Annotated in this window: 14 protein-coding genes; 7 read left to right on the forward strand and 7 right to left on the reverse strand. The window is 72.2% G+C overall.

What is annotated here, in order from left to right; all coding sequences use genetic code 11:
* Positions 1–150: 150 nt before the first annotated feature.
* Positions 151–1359, forward strand: coding sequence for a DUF349 domain-containing protein (locus ACTMS2_RS10660; RefSeq protein ID WP_101414689.1), 1209 nt, complete (start codon positions 151–153; stop codon positions 1357–1359).
* Positions 1360–1777: 418 nt separating this feature from the next.
* The gene (locus ACTMS2_RS10665; protein ID WP_441175262.1) at positions 1778–3373 is read left to right on the forward strand and encodes a cellulase family glycosylhydrolase; all 1596 of its coding nucleotides are present in this window, start codon (positions 1778–1780) and stop codon (positions 3371–3373) included.
* Between the two features lie 79 nt (positions 3374–3452).
* On the opposite strand, the gene miaB is transcribed toward ACTMS2_RS10665, so the two are convergent.
* Positions 3453–4967, reverse strand: a complete 1515-nt coding sequence (gene miaB, locus ACTMS2_RS10670; RefSeq protein WP_441175263.1) for a tRNA (N6-isopentenyl adenosine(37)-C2)-methylthiotransferase MiaB — start codon at positions 4965–4967, stop codon at positions 3453–3455.
* A gap of 52 nt (positions 4968–5019) precedes the next feature.
* Here miaB and ACTMS2_RS10675 point away from each other — a divergent pair, with 52 nt between their 5' ends.
* On the forward strand, positions 5020–5250 hold the full coding sequence (locus tag ACTMS2_RS10675) for a DUF2277 family protein (protein ID WP_441175264.1): 231 nt from the start codon (positions 5020–5022) through the stop codon (positions 5248–5250).
* A gap of 47 nt (positions 5251–5297) precedes the next feature.
* Here the strand turns inward: ACTMS2_RS10675 and ACTMS2_RS10680 are convergent, their stop codons facing one another.
* Both ACTMS2_RS10680 and selD read right to left on the reverse strand, forming a co-directional pair.
* Positions 5298–5777: a hypothetical protein gene (locus tag ACTMS2_RS10680; protein ID WP_441175265.1), complete on the reverse strand. Its 480-nt coding sequence runs from the start codon at positions 5775–5777 to the stop codon at positions 5298–5300.
* 309 nt (positions 5778–6086) lie between these two features.
* A complete protein-coding gene (gene selD, locus ACTMS2_RS10685) occupies positions 6087–7082 on the reverse strand; it encodes a selenide, water dikinase SelD (RefSeq protein ID WP_435871725.1) in 996 nt (331 codons plus the stop codon).
* A gap of 184 nt (positions 7083–7266) precedes the next feature.
* Here selD and ACTMS2_RS10690 point away from each other — a divergent pair, with 184 nt between their 5' ends.
* From ACTMS2_RS10690 to ACTMS2_RS10705, 4 genes are read left to right on the forward strand one after another with little or no spacing between them, the layout of a single operon-like run.
* Positions 7267–8022 (forward strand): amino acid ABC transporter ATP-binding protein, encoded by a 756-nt coding sequence (locus ACTMS2_RS10690; RefSeq protein WP_089001428.1) that lies wholly within the window; start codon positions 7267–7269, stop codon positions 8020–8022.
* 57 nt (positions 8023–8079) lie between these two features.
* On the forward strand, positions 8080–8958 hold the full coding sequence (locus ACTMS2_RS10695; protein ID WP_089001429.1) for a glutamate ABC transporter substrate-binding protein: 879 nt from the start codon (positions 8080–8082) through the stop codon (positions 8956–8958).
* Positions 8959–8999: 41 nt separating this feature from the next.
* Entirely contained in the window at positions 9000–9707 is a 708-nt protein-coding gene (locus ACTMS2_RS10700) for an amino acid ABC transporter permease (protein WP_441175266.1), read from the forward strand.
* Positions 9704–10669: an amino acid ABC transporter permease gene (locus tag ACTMS2_RS10705; protein ID WP_441175267.1), complete on the forward strand. Its 966-nt coding sequence runs from the start codon at positions 9704–9706 to the stop codon at positions 10667–10669. Before ACTMS2_RS10700 ends, ACTMS2_RS10705 begins: the two co-directional genes overlap by 4 nt.
* A 60-nt stretch (positions 10670–10729) precedes the next feature.
* Here ACTMS2_RS10705 and rny read toward each other — a convergent pair whose 3' ends face one another.
* From rny to recA, 4 genes are all read right to left on the reverse strand, one after another.
* Complete coding sequence (gene rny / locus ACTMS2_RS10710) at positions 10730–12496, reverse strand: ribonuclease Y (RefSeq protein ID WP_441175268.1); 1767 nt, start codon at positions 12494–12496, stop codon at positions 10730–10732.
* Between the two features lie 717 nt (positions 12497–13213).
* Complete coding sequence (locus ACTMS2_RS10715; RefSeq protein ID WP_441175269.1) at positions 13214–13924, reverse strand: 3-keto-5-aminohexanoate cleavage protein; 711 nt, start codon at positions 13922–13924, stop codon at positions 13214–13216.
* Between the two features lie 63 nt (positions 13925–13987).
* Complete coding sequence (locus ACTMS2_RS10720) at positions 13988–14683, reverse strand: regulatory protein RecX (protein WP_441175270.1); 696 nt, start codon at positions 14681–14683, stop codon at positions 13988–13990.
* A gap of 14 nt (positions 14684–14697) precedes the next feature.
* On the reverse strand, positions 14698–15744 hold the full coding sequence (recA, locus tag ACTMS2_RS10725) for a recombinase RecA (protein WP_089001435.1): 1047 nt from the start codon (positions 15742–15744) through the stop codon (positions 14698–14700).
* Positions 15745–15815 lie beyond the last annotated feature (71 nt).

Consider the following 15815-nt stretch of genomic DNA (forward strand, 5'->3'; position numbering starts at 1 on the left):
GCGGGCGGTAGGACACCGTATGGTCACGGTCGGCGATAGGCGCTCGACGGGAACGGGGTCGCACCTGTGACAATGCCGAGGGAAACTTTGCTGCGCCGTGGCGGCGATCGCGGGACTGCTCCCCGACGCCGGGAGAACGAGGATGGGCACATGAGCGACTGGACTGCCTTCGGACGGGTGGACGCGGACGGCACCGTGTACGTCAAGACCGCCGACGGCGAGCGGGTGGTCGGATCCTGGCAGGCGGGAGCGCCCGAGGAGGGGCTGGCCCACTTCGCCCGCCGCTTCGACGACCTGGTGACCGAGGTCAACCTGACGGAGGCCCGGCTCAACTCGGGTGCCGCGGACGCCGGCCATTCACTGACCACCATCCGGCGGATCCGCGCGTCGCTGGCCGAGGCGCACGTCGTCGGCGACATCGACGCGCTGGCGGCCCGGCTGGACCGGCTCGCCACGGTCGCCGAGGAGAAGGCCGGCGAGGCCAAGGCCGCCCGGGAGGCCGCCCGTGGCGAGGCGCTCGCGCGCAAGCAGGCCCTCGTGGAGGAGGCGGAGAAGCTCGCCGCCGAGTCGACCGGCTGGAAGACCGCCGGGGACCGGCTCAAGGAGATCCTCGACGAGTGGAAGACCATCCGCGGGGTCGACAAGAAGACCGACGGCGAGCTGTGGAAGCGCTTCGCCGCCGCGCGGGACGGCTTCACCCGCCGCCGGGGCGCCCACTTCGCCTCCCTCGACGCGCAGCGCAAGCAGGCGCAGACGGTCAAGGAGGAGCTGGTCGCCGAGGCCGAGAAGCTCAAGGACTCCACCGACTGGGCGGCCACCGCCAACCAGCTCAAGGAACTGATGAACCAGTGGAAGGCCGCGCCACGGGCCTCCAAGGAGGCGGAGCAGAAGCTCTGGGAACGGTTCCGGGGCGCGCAGGACGAGTTCTTCACCCGGCGCAGCGAGGTCTTCTCCGCCCGCGACAACGAGCAGCGCGGCAACCTGGAGCGCAAGCAGGCGCTGCTCGCCGAGGCCGAGGCGCTGGACGTCGACGGCGACCCGAAGGGCGCACAGGCCAAGCTGCGCGAGATCCAGGCCCAGTGGCACGAGGCCGGTCGGGTGCCCCGCGAGGCGGCGGCCGGGCTGGAGCGCCGGCTGCGCGCGGTCGACGAGAAGGTCCGCGAGGTGATGGACTCCGCGTGGCGGCGCACCACCAAGGAGGACAACCCCCTGCTCGCCCAGATGCGGGCGCAGGTCGCCGAGGCCGAGGAGCGGCTGGCCCGGGCCCAGGCGGCCGGGGACGCCCGGCGGGTCAAGGAAGCCGAGCAGGCGCTGGCATCGAAGCGGCAGTTCCTCCAGCTCGCCGAGCAGGCCGGCTGAGCCGTACGCCCCGGCTGGCGATCGCCGCCCTCGCGCCCGGGCGCCCGGCGAGCGCCACGCACCGAGTCGCCACGGAAGCCCCGGTCCACCACGGACCGGGGCTTCCGCCTGTCCGGCCCACTGCCCGGGCAGCGGGTGCGGCCACGGTGGTCGCCCGTCCACCCGGGGACGGGGCGGTTGACGCATCGAGGCGGGCTGATCAGAATGAGCGGCGGAGCCAGGTCCGGCACCGGCGCGAGGGCGCCGACGGCGCACGCCGCGTCGTCGGGGGACGCCGGTGGTCCCGCGAGCGGCCGCATCCCACGTGGCACGTCCCGTCGCGCCCTGTCCGCGTACCGCTGAGGGCAGCCCGACGGACGTCGCCCGGTTCCCGCCCGCGCCGCCCAGGCGGCGGCGGGCAGTTCGAAGTGGAGCTCGTATGCACCGACGCAGCGCCCTCGGCGGCGCGATCACCGCGCTCGCCACCGCCGCGGCCGGCGTCCTCGTCGCCGCCGCCGTCAGCACCGCCCCGGCCGTCGCCGCCCCCGCCGGCACCGGCACCGGCTACCTGCACACCAACGGCAACAGGATCGTCGACAGCACCGGCGCGACGGTACGCATCACCGGCATCAACTGGTTCGGCATGGAGACCGACAACAAGACCTTTCACGGGCTGTGGTCCACCAACCCGTGGCGGGGCCAGATCGACAAGATGGCCAGTCTCGGCTACAACACGCTGCGCGTGCCGTACTCGAACGACGCGTTGAAGCCGGGCGCCACGGCCAGCGGCATCAACGACTTCGTCAACCCGGACCTGGTCGGGCTCTCCCCGTTGCAGATCCTCGACAAGGTCATCGGGTACGCCGGCGGCAAGGGGATGCGGGTCATCCTGGACCGGCACCGGCCGACGTCGGCCGGCCAGTCCCCGCTGTGGTACACCCCGACGGTCTCCGAGGCGACCTGGATCAACGACTGGAAGATGCTCGCCCAGCGGTACGCGGGCAACACCACCGTGATCGGGGCGGACCTGCACAACGAGCCGCACGCCGAGGGCACCAACCCGGCGGCCACCGGCGCGTGCTGGGGCTGCGGCGATCCGGCCCGGGACTGGCGGCTGGCCGCCGAGCGGGCCGGCAACGCGATCCTGTCGGTGCAGCCGAACTGGCTGATCTTCGTGGAGGGGGTGAGCTGCCCCAGCGGCGGCCTCTCCAACGTCTGGGACAACGACCCGAGCAACGACGAGGACTGCGGCTGGTGGGGCGGCAACCTGACGAAGGCCAAGGACTTCCCCGTCCGGCTCGACGTGCCGAACCGGCTGGTCTACTCGCCGCACGAGTACGCCACCTCGGTCTTCGAGCAGAACTGGTTCAAGTCCCCCGACTTCCCGGACAACCTGCCGGGCATCTGGGACAAGTACTGGGGTTACCTGCACAAGCAGAACATCGCGCCGATCATGATGGGCGAGTTCGGCAGCACCCTGGCCGATCCCCGGGACCGGGTGTGGCTGGAGAAGCTGATGGCCTACACCGGCACCGGGCTCGACGGGATGTCGTTCACGTACTGGTCGTGGAACCCGAACTCGGGTGACACCGGCGGCATCGCGCTCGACGACTGGACCAGCATCAACACCACCAAGCAGGCCATCCTCCAGCCGTACCTGATCCCGCCGGTCGGCGGCGGGGGCGGCCCGACGCCGACGGCGACGCCGACCTCGACGCCGTCGCCGACCGGGGGCTGCACGGCCGCGTACCGGCAGGTCAACGCCTGGCAGGGCGGCTTCCAGGGCGAGCTGACGGTGACGAACACCGGCACCGCGACGGTCAACCCGTGGCAGGTCACCTGGAGTTGGCCGACCGGAGTGAGCCTGGCCAGCGGCTGGAACGCCACGGTGACCCAGTCCGGCACCACGGTGACGGCGGCGGCCCCGACCTGGGCGGGGGCGCTGGCACCGGGCGCCTCGGTGACCGTCGGCTTCACCGCCAACGGCTCGTCCGCCGCGCCCGGCACGGTCAAGCTCAACGGCGCCGCCTGCTGATTCCACCTCCGGTCGCCCGGACGGCGGCCGCTGACGCTCCGGCCGGGGCCCGCGCGGGCGGGTCCCGGCCGGTCGCGGGTCAGTGCGCGGCACAGCCGGTCGTCGGCGCGGGCGACGCGGCCGGCGCGCCGATCGTTGGCAACCCGAGCAGCACCCCGGGCGTACGCGGGGCGCGTCCCGCCTCGGCCGCGTCGCCGGCCCGGGTGCGCCGGTGCGACAGCGGCTCGCCGTCGGCGTTGAGGTGGTGCGGGGCGGCGTAGGTGACGGTGGTGTGCACGACGTCGCCGGGACGGATCAGCCCGGCGTCGCCACGCTGGCCGTTCGCGCCGGTGGCGAAGTGGACCAGGCGGCCGTCGCGGGCGCGGCCGGACATCCGGCCCGTGCGCTCGTCCTTGCGCCCCTCGCCGACAGCGACCAGCACCTCGACGGTCTCCCCCACGAGCTTCCTGTTCTCCGCCCAGGTGATCTCCTCGACGCAGGCGATCAGCCGCTCGTAGCGCTCCTGCACGACCTGCTTGGGCAGTTGGCCGTCCATCGTGGCGGCCGGCGTGCCGGGGCGCTTGGAGTACTGGAAGGTGAACGCCGACGAGAAGCGGGCCTCGCGGACCACGTCGAGGGTGCGCTCGAAGTCGGCCTCGGTCTCGCCGGGGAAGCCGACGATGATGTCGGTGGTGATCGCCGCGTCCGGCATCGCCGCCCGGACCTTCGAGATGATGCCCAGGTAGCGCTCGGCCCGGTAGGAGCGGCGCATGGCCCGCAGCACGTCGTCGGAGCCGGACTGCAGCGGCATGTGCAGCGAGTGGCAGACGTTGGGGGTCTCGGCCATCGCGGCGATCACGTCGTCGGTGAAGTCCTTCGGGTGCGGGCTGGTGAACCGCACCCGCTCCAGCCCCTCGACGTCGCCGCAGGCGCGCAGCAGCTTGCCGAAGGCCAGCCGGTCGCCGAACTCGACGCCGTAGGAGTTGACGTTCTGCCCGAGCAGGGTCACCTCCAGCACGCCCTCGTCGACGAGCGCGCGGACCTCGGAGAGGATGTCGCCGGGGCGGCGGTCCTTCTCCTTGCCCCGCAGAGAGGGCACGATGCAGAACGTGCAGGTGTTGTTGCAGCCGACGGAGATCGACACCCAGCCCGCGTACGTGGACTCGCGCCGGGTGGGCAGCGTCGAGGGGAAGACGTCGAGGGACTCGAGGATCTCCACCTCGGCCGCCGCGTTGTGCCGGGCCCGTTCCAGCAGCACCGGCAGCGACCCGATGTTGTGCGTGCCGAACACCACGTCGACCCAGGGCGCCTTGCGGACGATCTCGCCCCGGTCCTTCTGGGCGAGACAGCCGCCCACGGCGATCTGCATCTGCGGGTGCTTGGCCTTGACGGGGCGCAGGTGACCGAGGTTGCCGTAGAGCCGGTTGTCGGCGTTCTCCCGGACGGCGCAGGTGTTGAACACCACCACGTCCGGGTTGTCGTCGGCCTCGGCGGCGCGCACGTAGCCCGCGCCCTCCAGCAGGCCGGAAATGCGCTCGGAGTCGTGCACGTTCATCTGGCAGCCGTAGGTGCGCACCTGATAGGTGCGCGGGCTGCTCGCCGCTGCGGTAGTCATGACCCCGACAGCGTATCCGCCGCCCGCCGACCAACCCGAACGAGGAGGAGCCGTGTGCCGGAGCATCAAGACCCTGCGTGAGCCGTACACCGAGGAGGTGACCCTGGCCGACGTGGACGCCGCGGCGTTGCAGTACGTCCGCAAGATCTCGGGTTTCCGCAAGCCAGCCGCCCACAACGCCGCCGCCTTCGACGCGGCGGTCGCCGCGGTCGCGTCGGCCACCGCGACCCTGCTCGCCCAGTTGGAGGTACGCGGCGGCCGCTCCGCCGGCCCGGCGAGCTGACCCGCCGCCGGGCCCCGGGCCTTGCTGGCACCACGGCAACCGGCGGGTCAGGCGGCGGCGAGCGCCGGGAGCACCGAGTCCGGCGCCCAGCGCGAGCGGTGGCACTGCGACCAGCCGCGACAGCGGGGATCCGCCTCGGTGCACAGGCGCTGGTTGGTGAGCAGTTCGCCGTCGTCGGTCTCCCGGACGTCGAAGTGCACCGGCCGGATCGTGCCGTCGGGCGCGACGAGCAGGTGCCGCCCGGCGTCGAGCGTGTCGTCGCGCAGCAGGCAGTTGCGGTCCAGCAGCCGCGCCAGCGCGGCGACGCTGCCATGCTCGGAGAGCCGTTCGGGCACCCCGTAGCAGTCCACGATCGTGGCGAACTCGCCCGGCGCCTGCCAGACGTCGCAGATCACCGCGTACGTCGGCAGGCGGGTGGGGTCCGCCGCCGCCAGGGGCATCACCACCCGGCCGAGCGCCTCGGCCAGTGCCGGGTAGACCTCCACCGGCCGCACCTGCTCGATTCTCCAGTTCCACAGCTCGGTCATGCCGCCTCCTCGCTGTGCTCGTCCCACCGGCCTCCGGATCGGGCCTTACTGACGATGGTGGGGGGCATATGACCTCAGCCGGGGGCAAGTTACCGGTCTGTGACCATTCCGGGCAAAATTTCCTCGAGCGCCATTGCTCGGAGTAGCGGGAAGGTGACAGTTTATCGGGTACGGTGGCCCGCTCCGTACGCCACACGCCGGCGGAAGAGATCCTTCCGCCCCGGCCCCGAAGACCGCCCCGCAGCCGACGACACGGGCGGGCGTCATCCGGTTGCCGAAGCCGCCGCCAGGAGCCGGGCGGGGCCGTCCTCAGCGCACGACCACGCGGTGCTCCCCAGGCGGCAGCAGCTCGCCGACCACGGTGGCGCCCGGCAGCTCGCCGGCGACCAGCAGGCCGCCCGAGGTCTGCGCGTCGGCCAGCAGCAGCCGGTCCTCCTCGGCCACCCGGCCGAAGTCGGTCCACGGCGTGACCCACTCCAGGTTGCGCCGGCTGCCGCCGCTGACGTGCCCGTCGCGCACCGCCTCCCGGGCGCCGGCCAGGTAGGGCACCCGGGCCGCGTCGATCGCCACCGTCAGCCGGCTCGCCCGGGCCAGCTTGGACGCGTGCCCGAGCAGGCCGAAGCCCGTCACGTCGGTGCCGCAGCGCACGCCGGCCGCCACCGCCGCGCGTGCCGCGTCCCGGTTGAGCGTCGTCATCGCCGCGACCGCCTCGGGGAAGCTCTCGCCGGTGGCCTTGTGCCGGGTGTTGAGCACCCCGACGCCGAGCGGCTTGGTCAGCGACAGCGGCAGACCCGCACGGCCCGCGTCCAGGGTGATCAGCTCCTCCGGCCGGACCACCCCGGTGACGGCCAGGCCGTACTTGGGGCCCTCATCGTCGACGCTGTGCCCGCCGGCGAGGTGGCAGCCGGCGTCGCGGGCCACGTCCTGCCCGCCGCGCAGCACCTCCCGGGCCAGCTCCAGCGGCAGCACGTCGCGCGGCCAGCAGAGCAGGTTCAGCGCGACGAGGGGGGTCCCGCCCATGGCGTACACGTCCGAGAGGGCGTTGGTCGCGGCGATGCGCCCCCAGTCGTACGCGTCGTCGACGACCGGGGTGAAGAAGTCGGCGGTGGTGACCAGGCCCGTGCGCTCGTCGAGCCGGACCACCGCGGCGTCGTCGCCGTGGTCGAGCCCGACGAGCAGCTCGGCGGTGCCGGTGGCCGGGCCGAGCCCGGCGACCATGGCCTCCAGCTCACCCGGGGGGATCTTGCACGCGCAGCCGCCACCCCGGGCGTACCGGGTCAGCCGTACCGGTTCCGTCATCCCCACATGATCTCCGCACCGCCCCTCCCCCGCCATCGCAGGCGGGCCGCGGCGCGGTCAAAATCGGACTCTTGACCCCCATCCGAACTGGTGTTATCGCTCCGTGACCAACTGAGTTGCGTACCGCCACATCCCCCCGCCTACAGTTGCCCAACCGGGGGTCGTCCGACCCCGCGCGACGACAGGGACGGTGAACGACGTGACGACGGGCGAACCGCTCATCGTGCTGGACTCGGTCAACAAGTGGTTCGGGCCGCTGCACGTGCTGGACGACGTCTCGCTGTCGGTCGGGCGCGGCGAGGTGGTCGTCGTGATCGGCCCGTCGGGCTCCGGCAAGTCGACGCTGTGCCGCACGATCAACCGCCTCGAACCGATCAACTCCGGCACGATCACCTTCGACGGGCAGCCGCTGCCGGCCGAGGGCAAGGCGCTGGCGAAGCTGCGCAGCGAGGTCGGCATGGTGTTCCAGTCGTTCAACCTCTTCGCGCACAAGACGATCCTCGAGAACGTCACCCTCGGGCCGGTCAAGGTCCGCAAGGAGAAGCCGGCGGCGGCTCGTGAGCGCGGCCTGGCCCTGCTCGACCGGGTGGGCATCGCCAACCAGGCCGACAAGTTCCCGGCCCAGCTCTCCGGTGGCCAGCAGCAGCGGGTGGCGATCGCCCGGGCCCTGGCCATGCAGCCCAAGGCGATGCTCTTCGACGAGCCGACCAGCGCGCTGGACCCGGAGATGGTCGGCGAGGTGCTGGACGTGATGACGTCCCTGGCCAGCGAGGGCATGACCATGGTCGTGGTCACCCACGAGATGGGCTTCGCCCGGCACGCGGCGAACCGCGTCATCTTCATGGCCGACGGCCAGCTGGTCGAGGACGCGCCGCCGGCCGAGTTCTTCGCCAACCCGCGCAGCGAGCGGGCCAAGGACTTCCTCTCCAAGATCCTCACGCACTAGGCGTCCATACCTGGAGCGCGCCGTCCCCCGGCGGTTCCGTCCACAAAGGAGATCAACATGCGTATCACGCGCGTAGCGGCGCTCGCGGCGGCCGCCACCCTGGCGCTCGGCATGACCGCCTGCGGTGGCGACGACGCCGACGAGGGCACCGGCGCCGGCAGCAAGTCCTTCGCCGCCGGCAGCACGATGGAGCGCCTGAACAAGGCCCAGGCCATCAAGATCGGCACCAAGTTCGACCAGCCCGGCTTCGGCCAGAAGGGCCTGTCGGGCAAGCCGGAGGGCTTCGACGTCGAGGTCGCGAAGATCATCGTCAAGGAGCTGGGCATCCCCGAGGACAAGATCGAGTGGGTCGAGGCCCCCTCGAAGGTCCGCGAGGACGTGATCGTGAACGGCACCGTCGACCTGGTCGCCGCCACCTACACGATCAACGACAAGCGCAAGGAGCGCATCGCGTTCGCCGGGCCCTACTACGAGGCCGGCCAGAACATCATGGTGAAGAAGGACGACACCACCATCACCGGGCCGGACTCGTTCAAGGACGGCGCCAAGAAGGTCTGCTCGGTCACCGGCTCCACGCCGGCCGAGGAGATCAAGAAGTACGTCAAGGACGTCGCCACCCAGCTGGTGCTCTTCGACACCTACGACAAGTGCCGCGACGCCCTCAAGGGCGGCCAGGTCGACGCCGTCACCACGGACAACGTGATCCTGCTCGGCTACATCGCCAAGGACGAGGCGTCGTTCAAGCTGGCCGGCGAGAACTTCACCAAGGAGCCGTACGGCCTCGGGGTGAAGAAGGAGGACACCGACTTCCGCAACTTCGTCAACGACACGCTGGAGAAGGCGTTCGCCGACGGCAGCTGGAAGAAGGCCTGGGACGACACCGCCGGCAAGTTCGGTGCCGAGCTGGGTTCCGCGCCGACCGTCAACCGCTACTGATCTGATCCGTTGATCTGGAGGGTGGGGAGGAAGACCGGCCCGTGAGTGTGCTCATCGACAAGTTCGACGTCTTCGCGGGTGGTTTCTGGCTCACCCTCCAGATCTGCGTACTCGCCGCGGTCGGCGCCCTGATCCTGGGCGCCGTCCTGGCGGTGCTGCGGATCTCCCCGGTGCCGCCGCTGCGCGCGGTCGGTACCGGCTACGTCAACGTCTTCCGCAACATGCCGCTGACCGTGGTGATGTTCTTCGCCGCGTTCGGCCTGCCGGCGCTCGGCTCCAACGCCGACTTCCTGCGGATCCCGGTGCTCGACTCGTTGTTCAGCCGGCTCGGCACGGATCTGCCGTACTTCCGCTTCGCGCTGGTCGCGCTGGTGCTCTACACCGCCGCGTTCGTCTGCGAGGCGCTGCGCTCCGGGGTGAACGCCGTGCCCGCCGGTCAGGCGGAGGCCGCCCGGTCGCTGGGGCTGACCTTCGGGCAGAACCTGCGGTACGTGGTCCTGCCGCAGTCCTGGAAGGCCTCGGTGGTGCCGCTCGGCTCGGTGATCATCGCGATGATCAAGAACTCGGCCCTGGTCGGCTTCTTCGGCGTCGTCGGCGACCTCTCGCAGACCGCCGACCAGCTCACCTCGGCCGAGGGCTACGCCTTCGTCCCCGTCGCCATCGGCATCTCGATCGGATACCTGATCATGACCGTCCCCCTCGGTGCGCTCCTCGACCGGGTCGAGAAGCGGCAGGCGGTGGCCCGATGAGCCAGCAGAGCGTCCTCTACGACGTCCCCGGCCCCCGGCAGCGCCGGCTCACGCTGATCGGCAGCGTGGTGGCGACGGTGCTGCTGCTCGTCGCCGCGTACTTCCTGATCTACCGTCCGCTGGACGACAAGGGCCAGTTCTCGATGGAGCTGTGGGGGCCGCTGATCGACCCCTCCAACGAGAACTTCTCGCTGGTGTGGGACCGCATCGGCCTCGGCTTCAAGAACACCCTGACCGCCGCCGCGCTGGCGATCGTCTCCTCGCTGGTGGTCGGCACCCTGCTCGCGGTGCTGCGGATCCAGCTCAAGAGCCTGACCCGGCGCCGGTTCACCGGGCTCGCCACGCCGCTGTCGTACCTGCTGCGCGGGCTGAGCACGCTGCTGTCGGCGGTCACCCGGGTCTGCGTCGAGGTCTTCCGGGGCCTGCCCGTGGTCATCACGATCTTCTTCGTGGCCCGGGGCTTCCCCGAGTTCGGCGTCTCGTTCGACACGCTGTGGTACCTGGTCATCGGCCTGACCATCTACAACTCCGTGGTGATCGCCGAGATCCTCCGCTCCGGCATGGAGGGCCTGCCCGGCGGGCAGGCCGAGGCCGCAGCCGCGATCGGGCTCTCCCCGGCGCAGACCACCCGGATGATCCTGCTGCCGCAGGCGTTCCGGATCATGCTGCCGGCGCTGATCAGCCAGCTCGTCGTGGTGCTCAAGGACACCTCGCTCGGCTTCATCATCAGCTACGAGGAGACCCTGAACATCGGCAAGCAGATCATCGGCGTACTGGACAACCCGATCCAGGTCTACGTCGTGATCGCGGTCATGTTCATCGTGGTGAACTACGCGCTGTCGAAGCTGGCCCAGTACGTGCAGCGCCGGCTCTCCCGGGGCCGCAAGACCGCCGGCACCCCGGCCCAGAACCCGCCCCCAGCCGCGCTCAGCGCGCAGGCGGAGGGCACCGGCGGCGCCTGATCCACACCTGACGACGAAGGGCCGGCCCGATGATCGGGCCGGCCCTTCGTGTCGACGCCGTCAGCGGGCGATCTCGGTCACCCGGGACTCGCGGACCACGGTGACCCGGATCTGACCCGGATAGGTCAGCTCCTCCTCGATCTGCTTGGCCACGTCCCGGGCCAGCACGGCGGCGCCGATGTCGTCGACGTCGTCCGGCTTGACCATCACCCGGATCTCCCGGCCGGCCTGCATGGCGAAGACCTTCTCCACGCCGAGCTTGCCGGCCGCGATCTCCTCGATCCGCTCCAGCCGCTTGACGTACGCCTCCAGGCTCTCCCGCCGAGCCCCCGGCCGGCCGCCGGAGCAGGCGTCGGACGCCTGGGTCAGGACGGCCTCGATGGTCTGCGGCGGCACCTCGTTGTGGTGCGCCTCGATGGCGTGGACGACGTCCTCGCTCTCGCCGTACTTGCGGGCCAGGTCGGCGCCGATGATGGCGTGGCTGCCCTCCACCTCGTGCGTGAGCGCCTTGCCGATGTCGTGCAGGAACGCCGAACGCTTGATGATCGGCACGTCGAGCCGCAGCTCGGCGGCCATGATGCCGGCGATGTGCGCGGTCTCCACCAGGTGCTTGAGCACGTTCTGCCCGTACGACGTCCGGTAGCGCAACCGCCCCAGCAGGGTGACCAGCTCCGGGTGGATCTCGGTGATCCCGACCTCGACCAGGGCGTCCTCGGCGGCCCGCTGGCACAGCTGGTCCACCTCGTGGCGGGCCTGGTCGTAGACCTCCTCGATGCGGTGCGGGTGGATCCGCCCGTCCAGGACCAGCTTCTCCAGCGTCAGCCGGCCGACCTCCCGGCGCACCGGGTCGAAGCAGGAGAGCAGCACCGCCTCGGGGGTGTCGTCGATGATCAGGTTGACGCCGGTGACCGACTCGAAGGCGCGGATGTTGCGGCCCTCGCGACCGATGATCCGCCCCTTCATCTCGTCGCCGGGCAGGTGCAGGACGCTGACCACGCTCTCCGCGGTCTGCTCGCTGGCGACCCGCTGGATGGCGTCGACGACGATGTGCCGGGCGCGCTGCTCGGCGGTGCCGCGCGCGTCGGACTCGATGTCGCGGACCAGCAGCGCGGCCTCCCGCTTGGCCTGGACCTCGATCGCCTCGATCAGCTCGGCCCGGGCCGCGTCGGCGGTCAGGCCGGCGATCCGCTCCAGCTCGCGGCGCCGCTGCTCCTCCGCCTCGGCGAGCTCGGCCTCGCGCTCGGCGAGCGCGGCCTCCCGGGCCGACAGGGCCGCGCTGGCGGCGGTGAGCTGCCGTTCCCGCTCGGCGAGGCGCTCCACCTCCTCGGTGTGCAGCCGCTCGCGCTCGTCCATCCGGGCGGCCCGCCGCTCCACCTCGGCGGCCTGCTCCCGGGTGGTGGCGGCGAGCACCGCGACCTCCCGCTCGCCGCTGCGGCGGGCGGTGGCCCGCAGCTGCTCCGCGTCGGCCTCGGCCTGCTTGTGGGCCCGTTCCAGGACGGTGTCGGCCTCCGCCCGGGCGTCGTCGAGCACCCGGCGCGCCTCCGCCCGGGCCGCCTTGGCCTCGGCCTTCGCGGCGGCGGCCTCGGCGCGCGCCGCCGCGGCGGCGGACTTCGCCACGTCGATCGTGCTGTTGGCCTCGTCGGCGGCGGTACGCAGGGCCGCGAGGGACTGCTCCTGCCGGTCCTTCTCGGCGATGAAGGCGGGATCCTCCGGTGCCGGCGCCGCACCGAAGCGGCGCAGCGCCCGTACGCCGAGCAGCACCGCCCCGAGCACGACCACGGTCAGGACCAGCACCACGGCCAGGATCACGACGTCGAACCCGCTCATGCCGGCGCCCCGTCCCGCGACGCGGCTGAAGCGGAAGGGCCGCGAAGCGGCCCGGAAGGCCGAGGCGCGCGGGGTGCCCCGACGGGCGCGGGCTCCTGCCCGGCGACCGGCCCGCTCATGTCGGCACCCCGATGCAACTGCGCCGCCTCGCCATGGCCGCCTCCCCTGAACGTCGGGACCGCAGCGACCGTGCCGATGGGCACGCACCCTGCGGCTGTGGACGCCCGACCGGAGCGACTGGCCGTGGGGTAGCTTCCGTCGACGGTGCCCGCACGGGAGCATCGCCGACGGCCGGGTGCAGTTGTCGCGCCAGCGTCGGACCGGCCAGTCCGAGCTGTCGCCGATGACCGATCGGATCGGTCAAAGTGATGCTGTTCCGTTACGCGATCTATGTTGTGCGCTTAGCCTGCGCTTGGTCGGGCAATGTGAGCCTGTATGGCGAGGCTAGGTCTCCCGGGGTGCTCCGGTCAAGAACTCATGATCAAACCCCCCGAACGGAGAGAAGTTGCCGCGTCACGCAACGCTGATGCACGCCCGGACACGGGCGGACAAAACGGCAGCCGGTCAGCTCGCGCGGCACGTCGGCCCAGCTCAGCCGGGCGCGGCCGCGTCCGCACCCGCCGAGGCCCCTGTGACGGACTGTGACGCACGTATCCGCGCCGACACACCCACCGGTCCCCGCCCCTCACCTCACGGCGCCGAGCCGGCTGGAAGGGGTCAGCGGGCACCCGCCGTCAGGGCCGCCGTCACCAGGGCGGCGTTGTCGGGGGCGGTCGAGCCGTCGGGCAGCGACAGCGTGTCCTCGAGCCCGACGCGGCTGTGCAGGCCCCGGCGTACCGCCTCGGTCAGCACCGACCAGGTCGCCGGCCCCTCGGCGTGCAGCAGGACCCGCGGACCCCCGGGCGCGGAAGGCAGCGCCGCCAGCATCGCGGCGGCGTCCGCCAGCGCCACGGCCGGGTCCTCGGCCATGCACTCGATCAGGATCCGCCCGGCCGGCACCCGCCACCGCGCGTACGCGGCGACGGCGTCCAGCGTCCAAAGCCCCGCCTCGACCATGACGCCCCGCTCGTGCAGCGCCTGCGCCACCGCCTCCGCGCCCGGCTCGTGCGCGTTGACCGAGGCGAAGTCGGGCAGCGCCGTCCAGGCCCGGACGGCGGCCACCCGGGCGGCCGGCTCCGGCTCGATCCAGGCCCCCGTGCTCACCCCGACGGGCAGCCCCGGCCGGGCGGCCCGGATCGCCTCCAGCGCGGCGGCGATCACCGACGGGTGCAGGGACTCCCGGCCGTCGGCGTCCCGGGGGTGCACGTGGACCGCGTCGGCGCCGAGGCCGGCGCAACGGGCCGCGTCGGCCGCCAGCTCCGCCGGGGTGACCGGCACCGCCGGGTGCTCGGCACGGGTGCGGGCCCCGTTGAGACACGCCTTCAGCATCGAAGTCTCCCCTCCGCCGTCGCCGGGCTCAGCGGGCTCGGCACCACACGCCCGCCGCCCCGCTCAACCGAGGGGGCGGCTGTCGCGGTCCAGCTCGCCCTCGGCGTCGGCGAGCGCGTCGGCGTCGATCTGCTCGGCGAAGTCGGCCGCCTCGGCGCTCTGTGCGGCGAGCGCGTCCTTCACCGCCCGGATCGCCACGCCCGGCGGGTAGCCCTTGCGGGCCAGCATGGCCACCAGCCGCCGGAAGACGGCGTCCGGCTCGCCCCGGGCGGTGCGCAGCTTCCGCTCGACCAGGACGCGGGCGGTCTCGGCCTCGGTCTCCTCGTCCAGCTCGCCGAGGGCCTCGCTCGCGACCTCGCCGTCCACCCCGCGCTGGCGCAGCTCGTTGGCCAGCGCCCGGCGGGCCAGGCCCCGGCCGGAGTGCCGGCTGGCCACCCAGGCCCGGGCGAACGCGGCGTCGTCGATGATGCCGACCTCGTCGTAGCGGTCGAGCACCTCCGCCGAGACCTCGTCGGAGACGCCCCGCTTCGCCAGCGCCCCGGCCAACTCGGCCCGGGTGCGGGGTCGGACGGCGAGCTGGCGCAGGCAGATCTCCCGTGCCAGCTCGGCCTCGTCGCGCGGCGGGGTCGAGGGCGCCTCGGGGTCGGTGTCGCCGGTCCGGCCGCGCCGGGCCCGGCGGGGCCGGGGCGTGTCGTCGTCACCCGCGCGGGCGGGACTGGCATCCCAGCCCCGCCCGGTGCGGGCGCGTCTTCCTGCCACAGGTCAGGGACCGGTCAGAAGTCGACCGGCGGCAGCTCCGGGCCGCCGGCGGCGTCACCCGCACCGACCCCGACGCCGAGCTTCTCCAGGATCTTCTTCTCGATCTCGGCGGCCACGTCCGGGTTCTCCCGGAGGAACTCGCGGGCCTTCTCCTTGCCCTGGCCCAGCTGGTCGCCGTCGTAGGTGTACCAGGCGCCGGACTTGCGGATGATCGCCTGCTCGACGCCGACGTCGATCAGCGAGCCCTCGCGGGAGATGCCCTTGCCGTACATGATGTCGAACTCGGCCTGCTTGAACGGCGCGGCGACCTTGTTCTTCACGACCTTGACCCGGGTGCGGTTGCCGACCACGTCGGTGCCGTCCTTGAGGCTCTCGATGCGGCGCACGTCGAGCCGGACCGAGGCGTAGAACTTCAGCGCCCGGCCACCCGTGGTGGTCTCGGGGCTGCCGAACATCACGCCGATCTTCTCGCGGAGCTGGTTGATGAAGATCGCCGTGGTGCCGGTGTTGTTGAGCACACCGGTGATCTTCCGCAGCGCCTGGCTCATCAGCCGGGCCTGGAGACCCACGTGGCTGTCACCCATCTCGCCCTCGATCTCGGCGCGCGGCACCAGCGCGGCCACCGAGTCGATGACGATGATGTCGATCGCGCCGGAGCGGACCAGCATGTCCGTGATCTCCAGCGCCTGCTCGCCGGTGTCCGGCTGGGAGACCAGCAGGGCGTCGGTGTCGACACCGAGGGCCTTGGCGTACTCCGGGTCGAGCGCGTGCTCGGCGTCGACGAAGGCGGCGATGCCGCCGGCCCGCTGGGCGTTGGCCACCGCGTGCAGGGCCACCGTGGTCTTACCGCTGGACTCCGGACCGTAGATCTCGACGACCCGGCCCCGGGGCAGACCGCCCACGCCGAGCGCCACGTCGAGCGCGATCGAACCCGTCGGAATCACCGAGGTCTGGACGACCGGCCGCTCTCCCAGCCGCATCACCGAACCCTTGCCGAACTGCTTGTCGATCTGAGCGAGAGCAAGGTCGAGTGCCTTCTCCCGATCGGGCCCTGCGGCCATGTTTGCCACCCCTGCCTTCGCCGGCGTCTTTCCTGAGCTTCGCGTCACGCGGACACGCTAGGCGCTGGGTC

This window comes from Micromonospora sp. SD12, from assembly GCF_052068495.1.
Lineage (GTDB): Bacteria > Actinomycetota > Actinomycetes > Mycobacteriales > Micromonosporaceae > Micromonospora > Micromonospora echinofusca.

Bases quoted from the DNA above. Each gene is read 5' to 3' on its own strand.
- ACTMS2_RS10695 (WP_089001429.1), top strand. From the start codon at position 8,080: ATGCGTATCACGCGCGTAGCGGCGCTCGCGGCGGCCGCCACCCTGGCG.
- ACTMS2_RS10665 (WP_441175262.1), top strand. From the start codon at position 1,778: ATGCACCGACGCAGCGCCCTCGGCGGCGCGATCACCGCGCTCGCCACC.
- miaB (WP_441175263.1), bottom strand. From the start codon at position 4,967: ATGACTACCGCAGCGGCGAGCAGCCCGCGCACCTATCAGGTGCGCACC.
- recA (WP_089001435.1), bottom strand. From the start codon at position 15,744: ATGGCCGCAGGGCCCGATCGGGAGAAGGCACTCGACCTTGCTCTCGCT.
- ACTMS2_RS10660 (WP_101414689.1), top strand. From the start codon at position 151: ATGAGCGACTGGACTGCCTTCGGACGGGTGGACGCGGACGGCACCGTG.
- rny (WP_441175268.1), bottom strand. From the start codon at position 12,496: ATGAGCGGGTTCGACGTCGTGATCCTGGCCGTGGTGCTGGTCCTGACC.
- ACTMS2_RS10680 (WP_441175265.1), bottom strand. From the start codon at position 5,777: ATGACCGAGCTGTGGAACTGGAGAATCGAGCAGGTGCGGCCGGTGGAG.
- ACTMS2_RS10705 (WP_441175267.1), top strand. From the start codon at position 9,704: ATGAGCCAGCAGAGCGTCCTCTACGACGTCCCCGGCCCCCGGCAGCGC.
- ACTMS2_RS10715 (WP_441175269.1), bottom strand. From the start codon at position 13,924: ATGCTGAAGGCGTGTCTCAACGGGGCCCGCACCCGTGCCGAGCACCCG.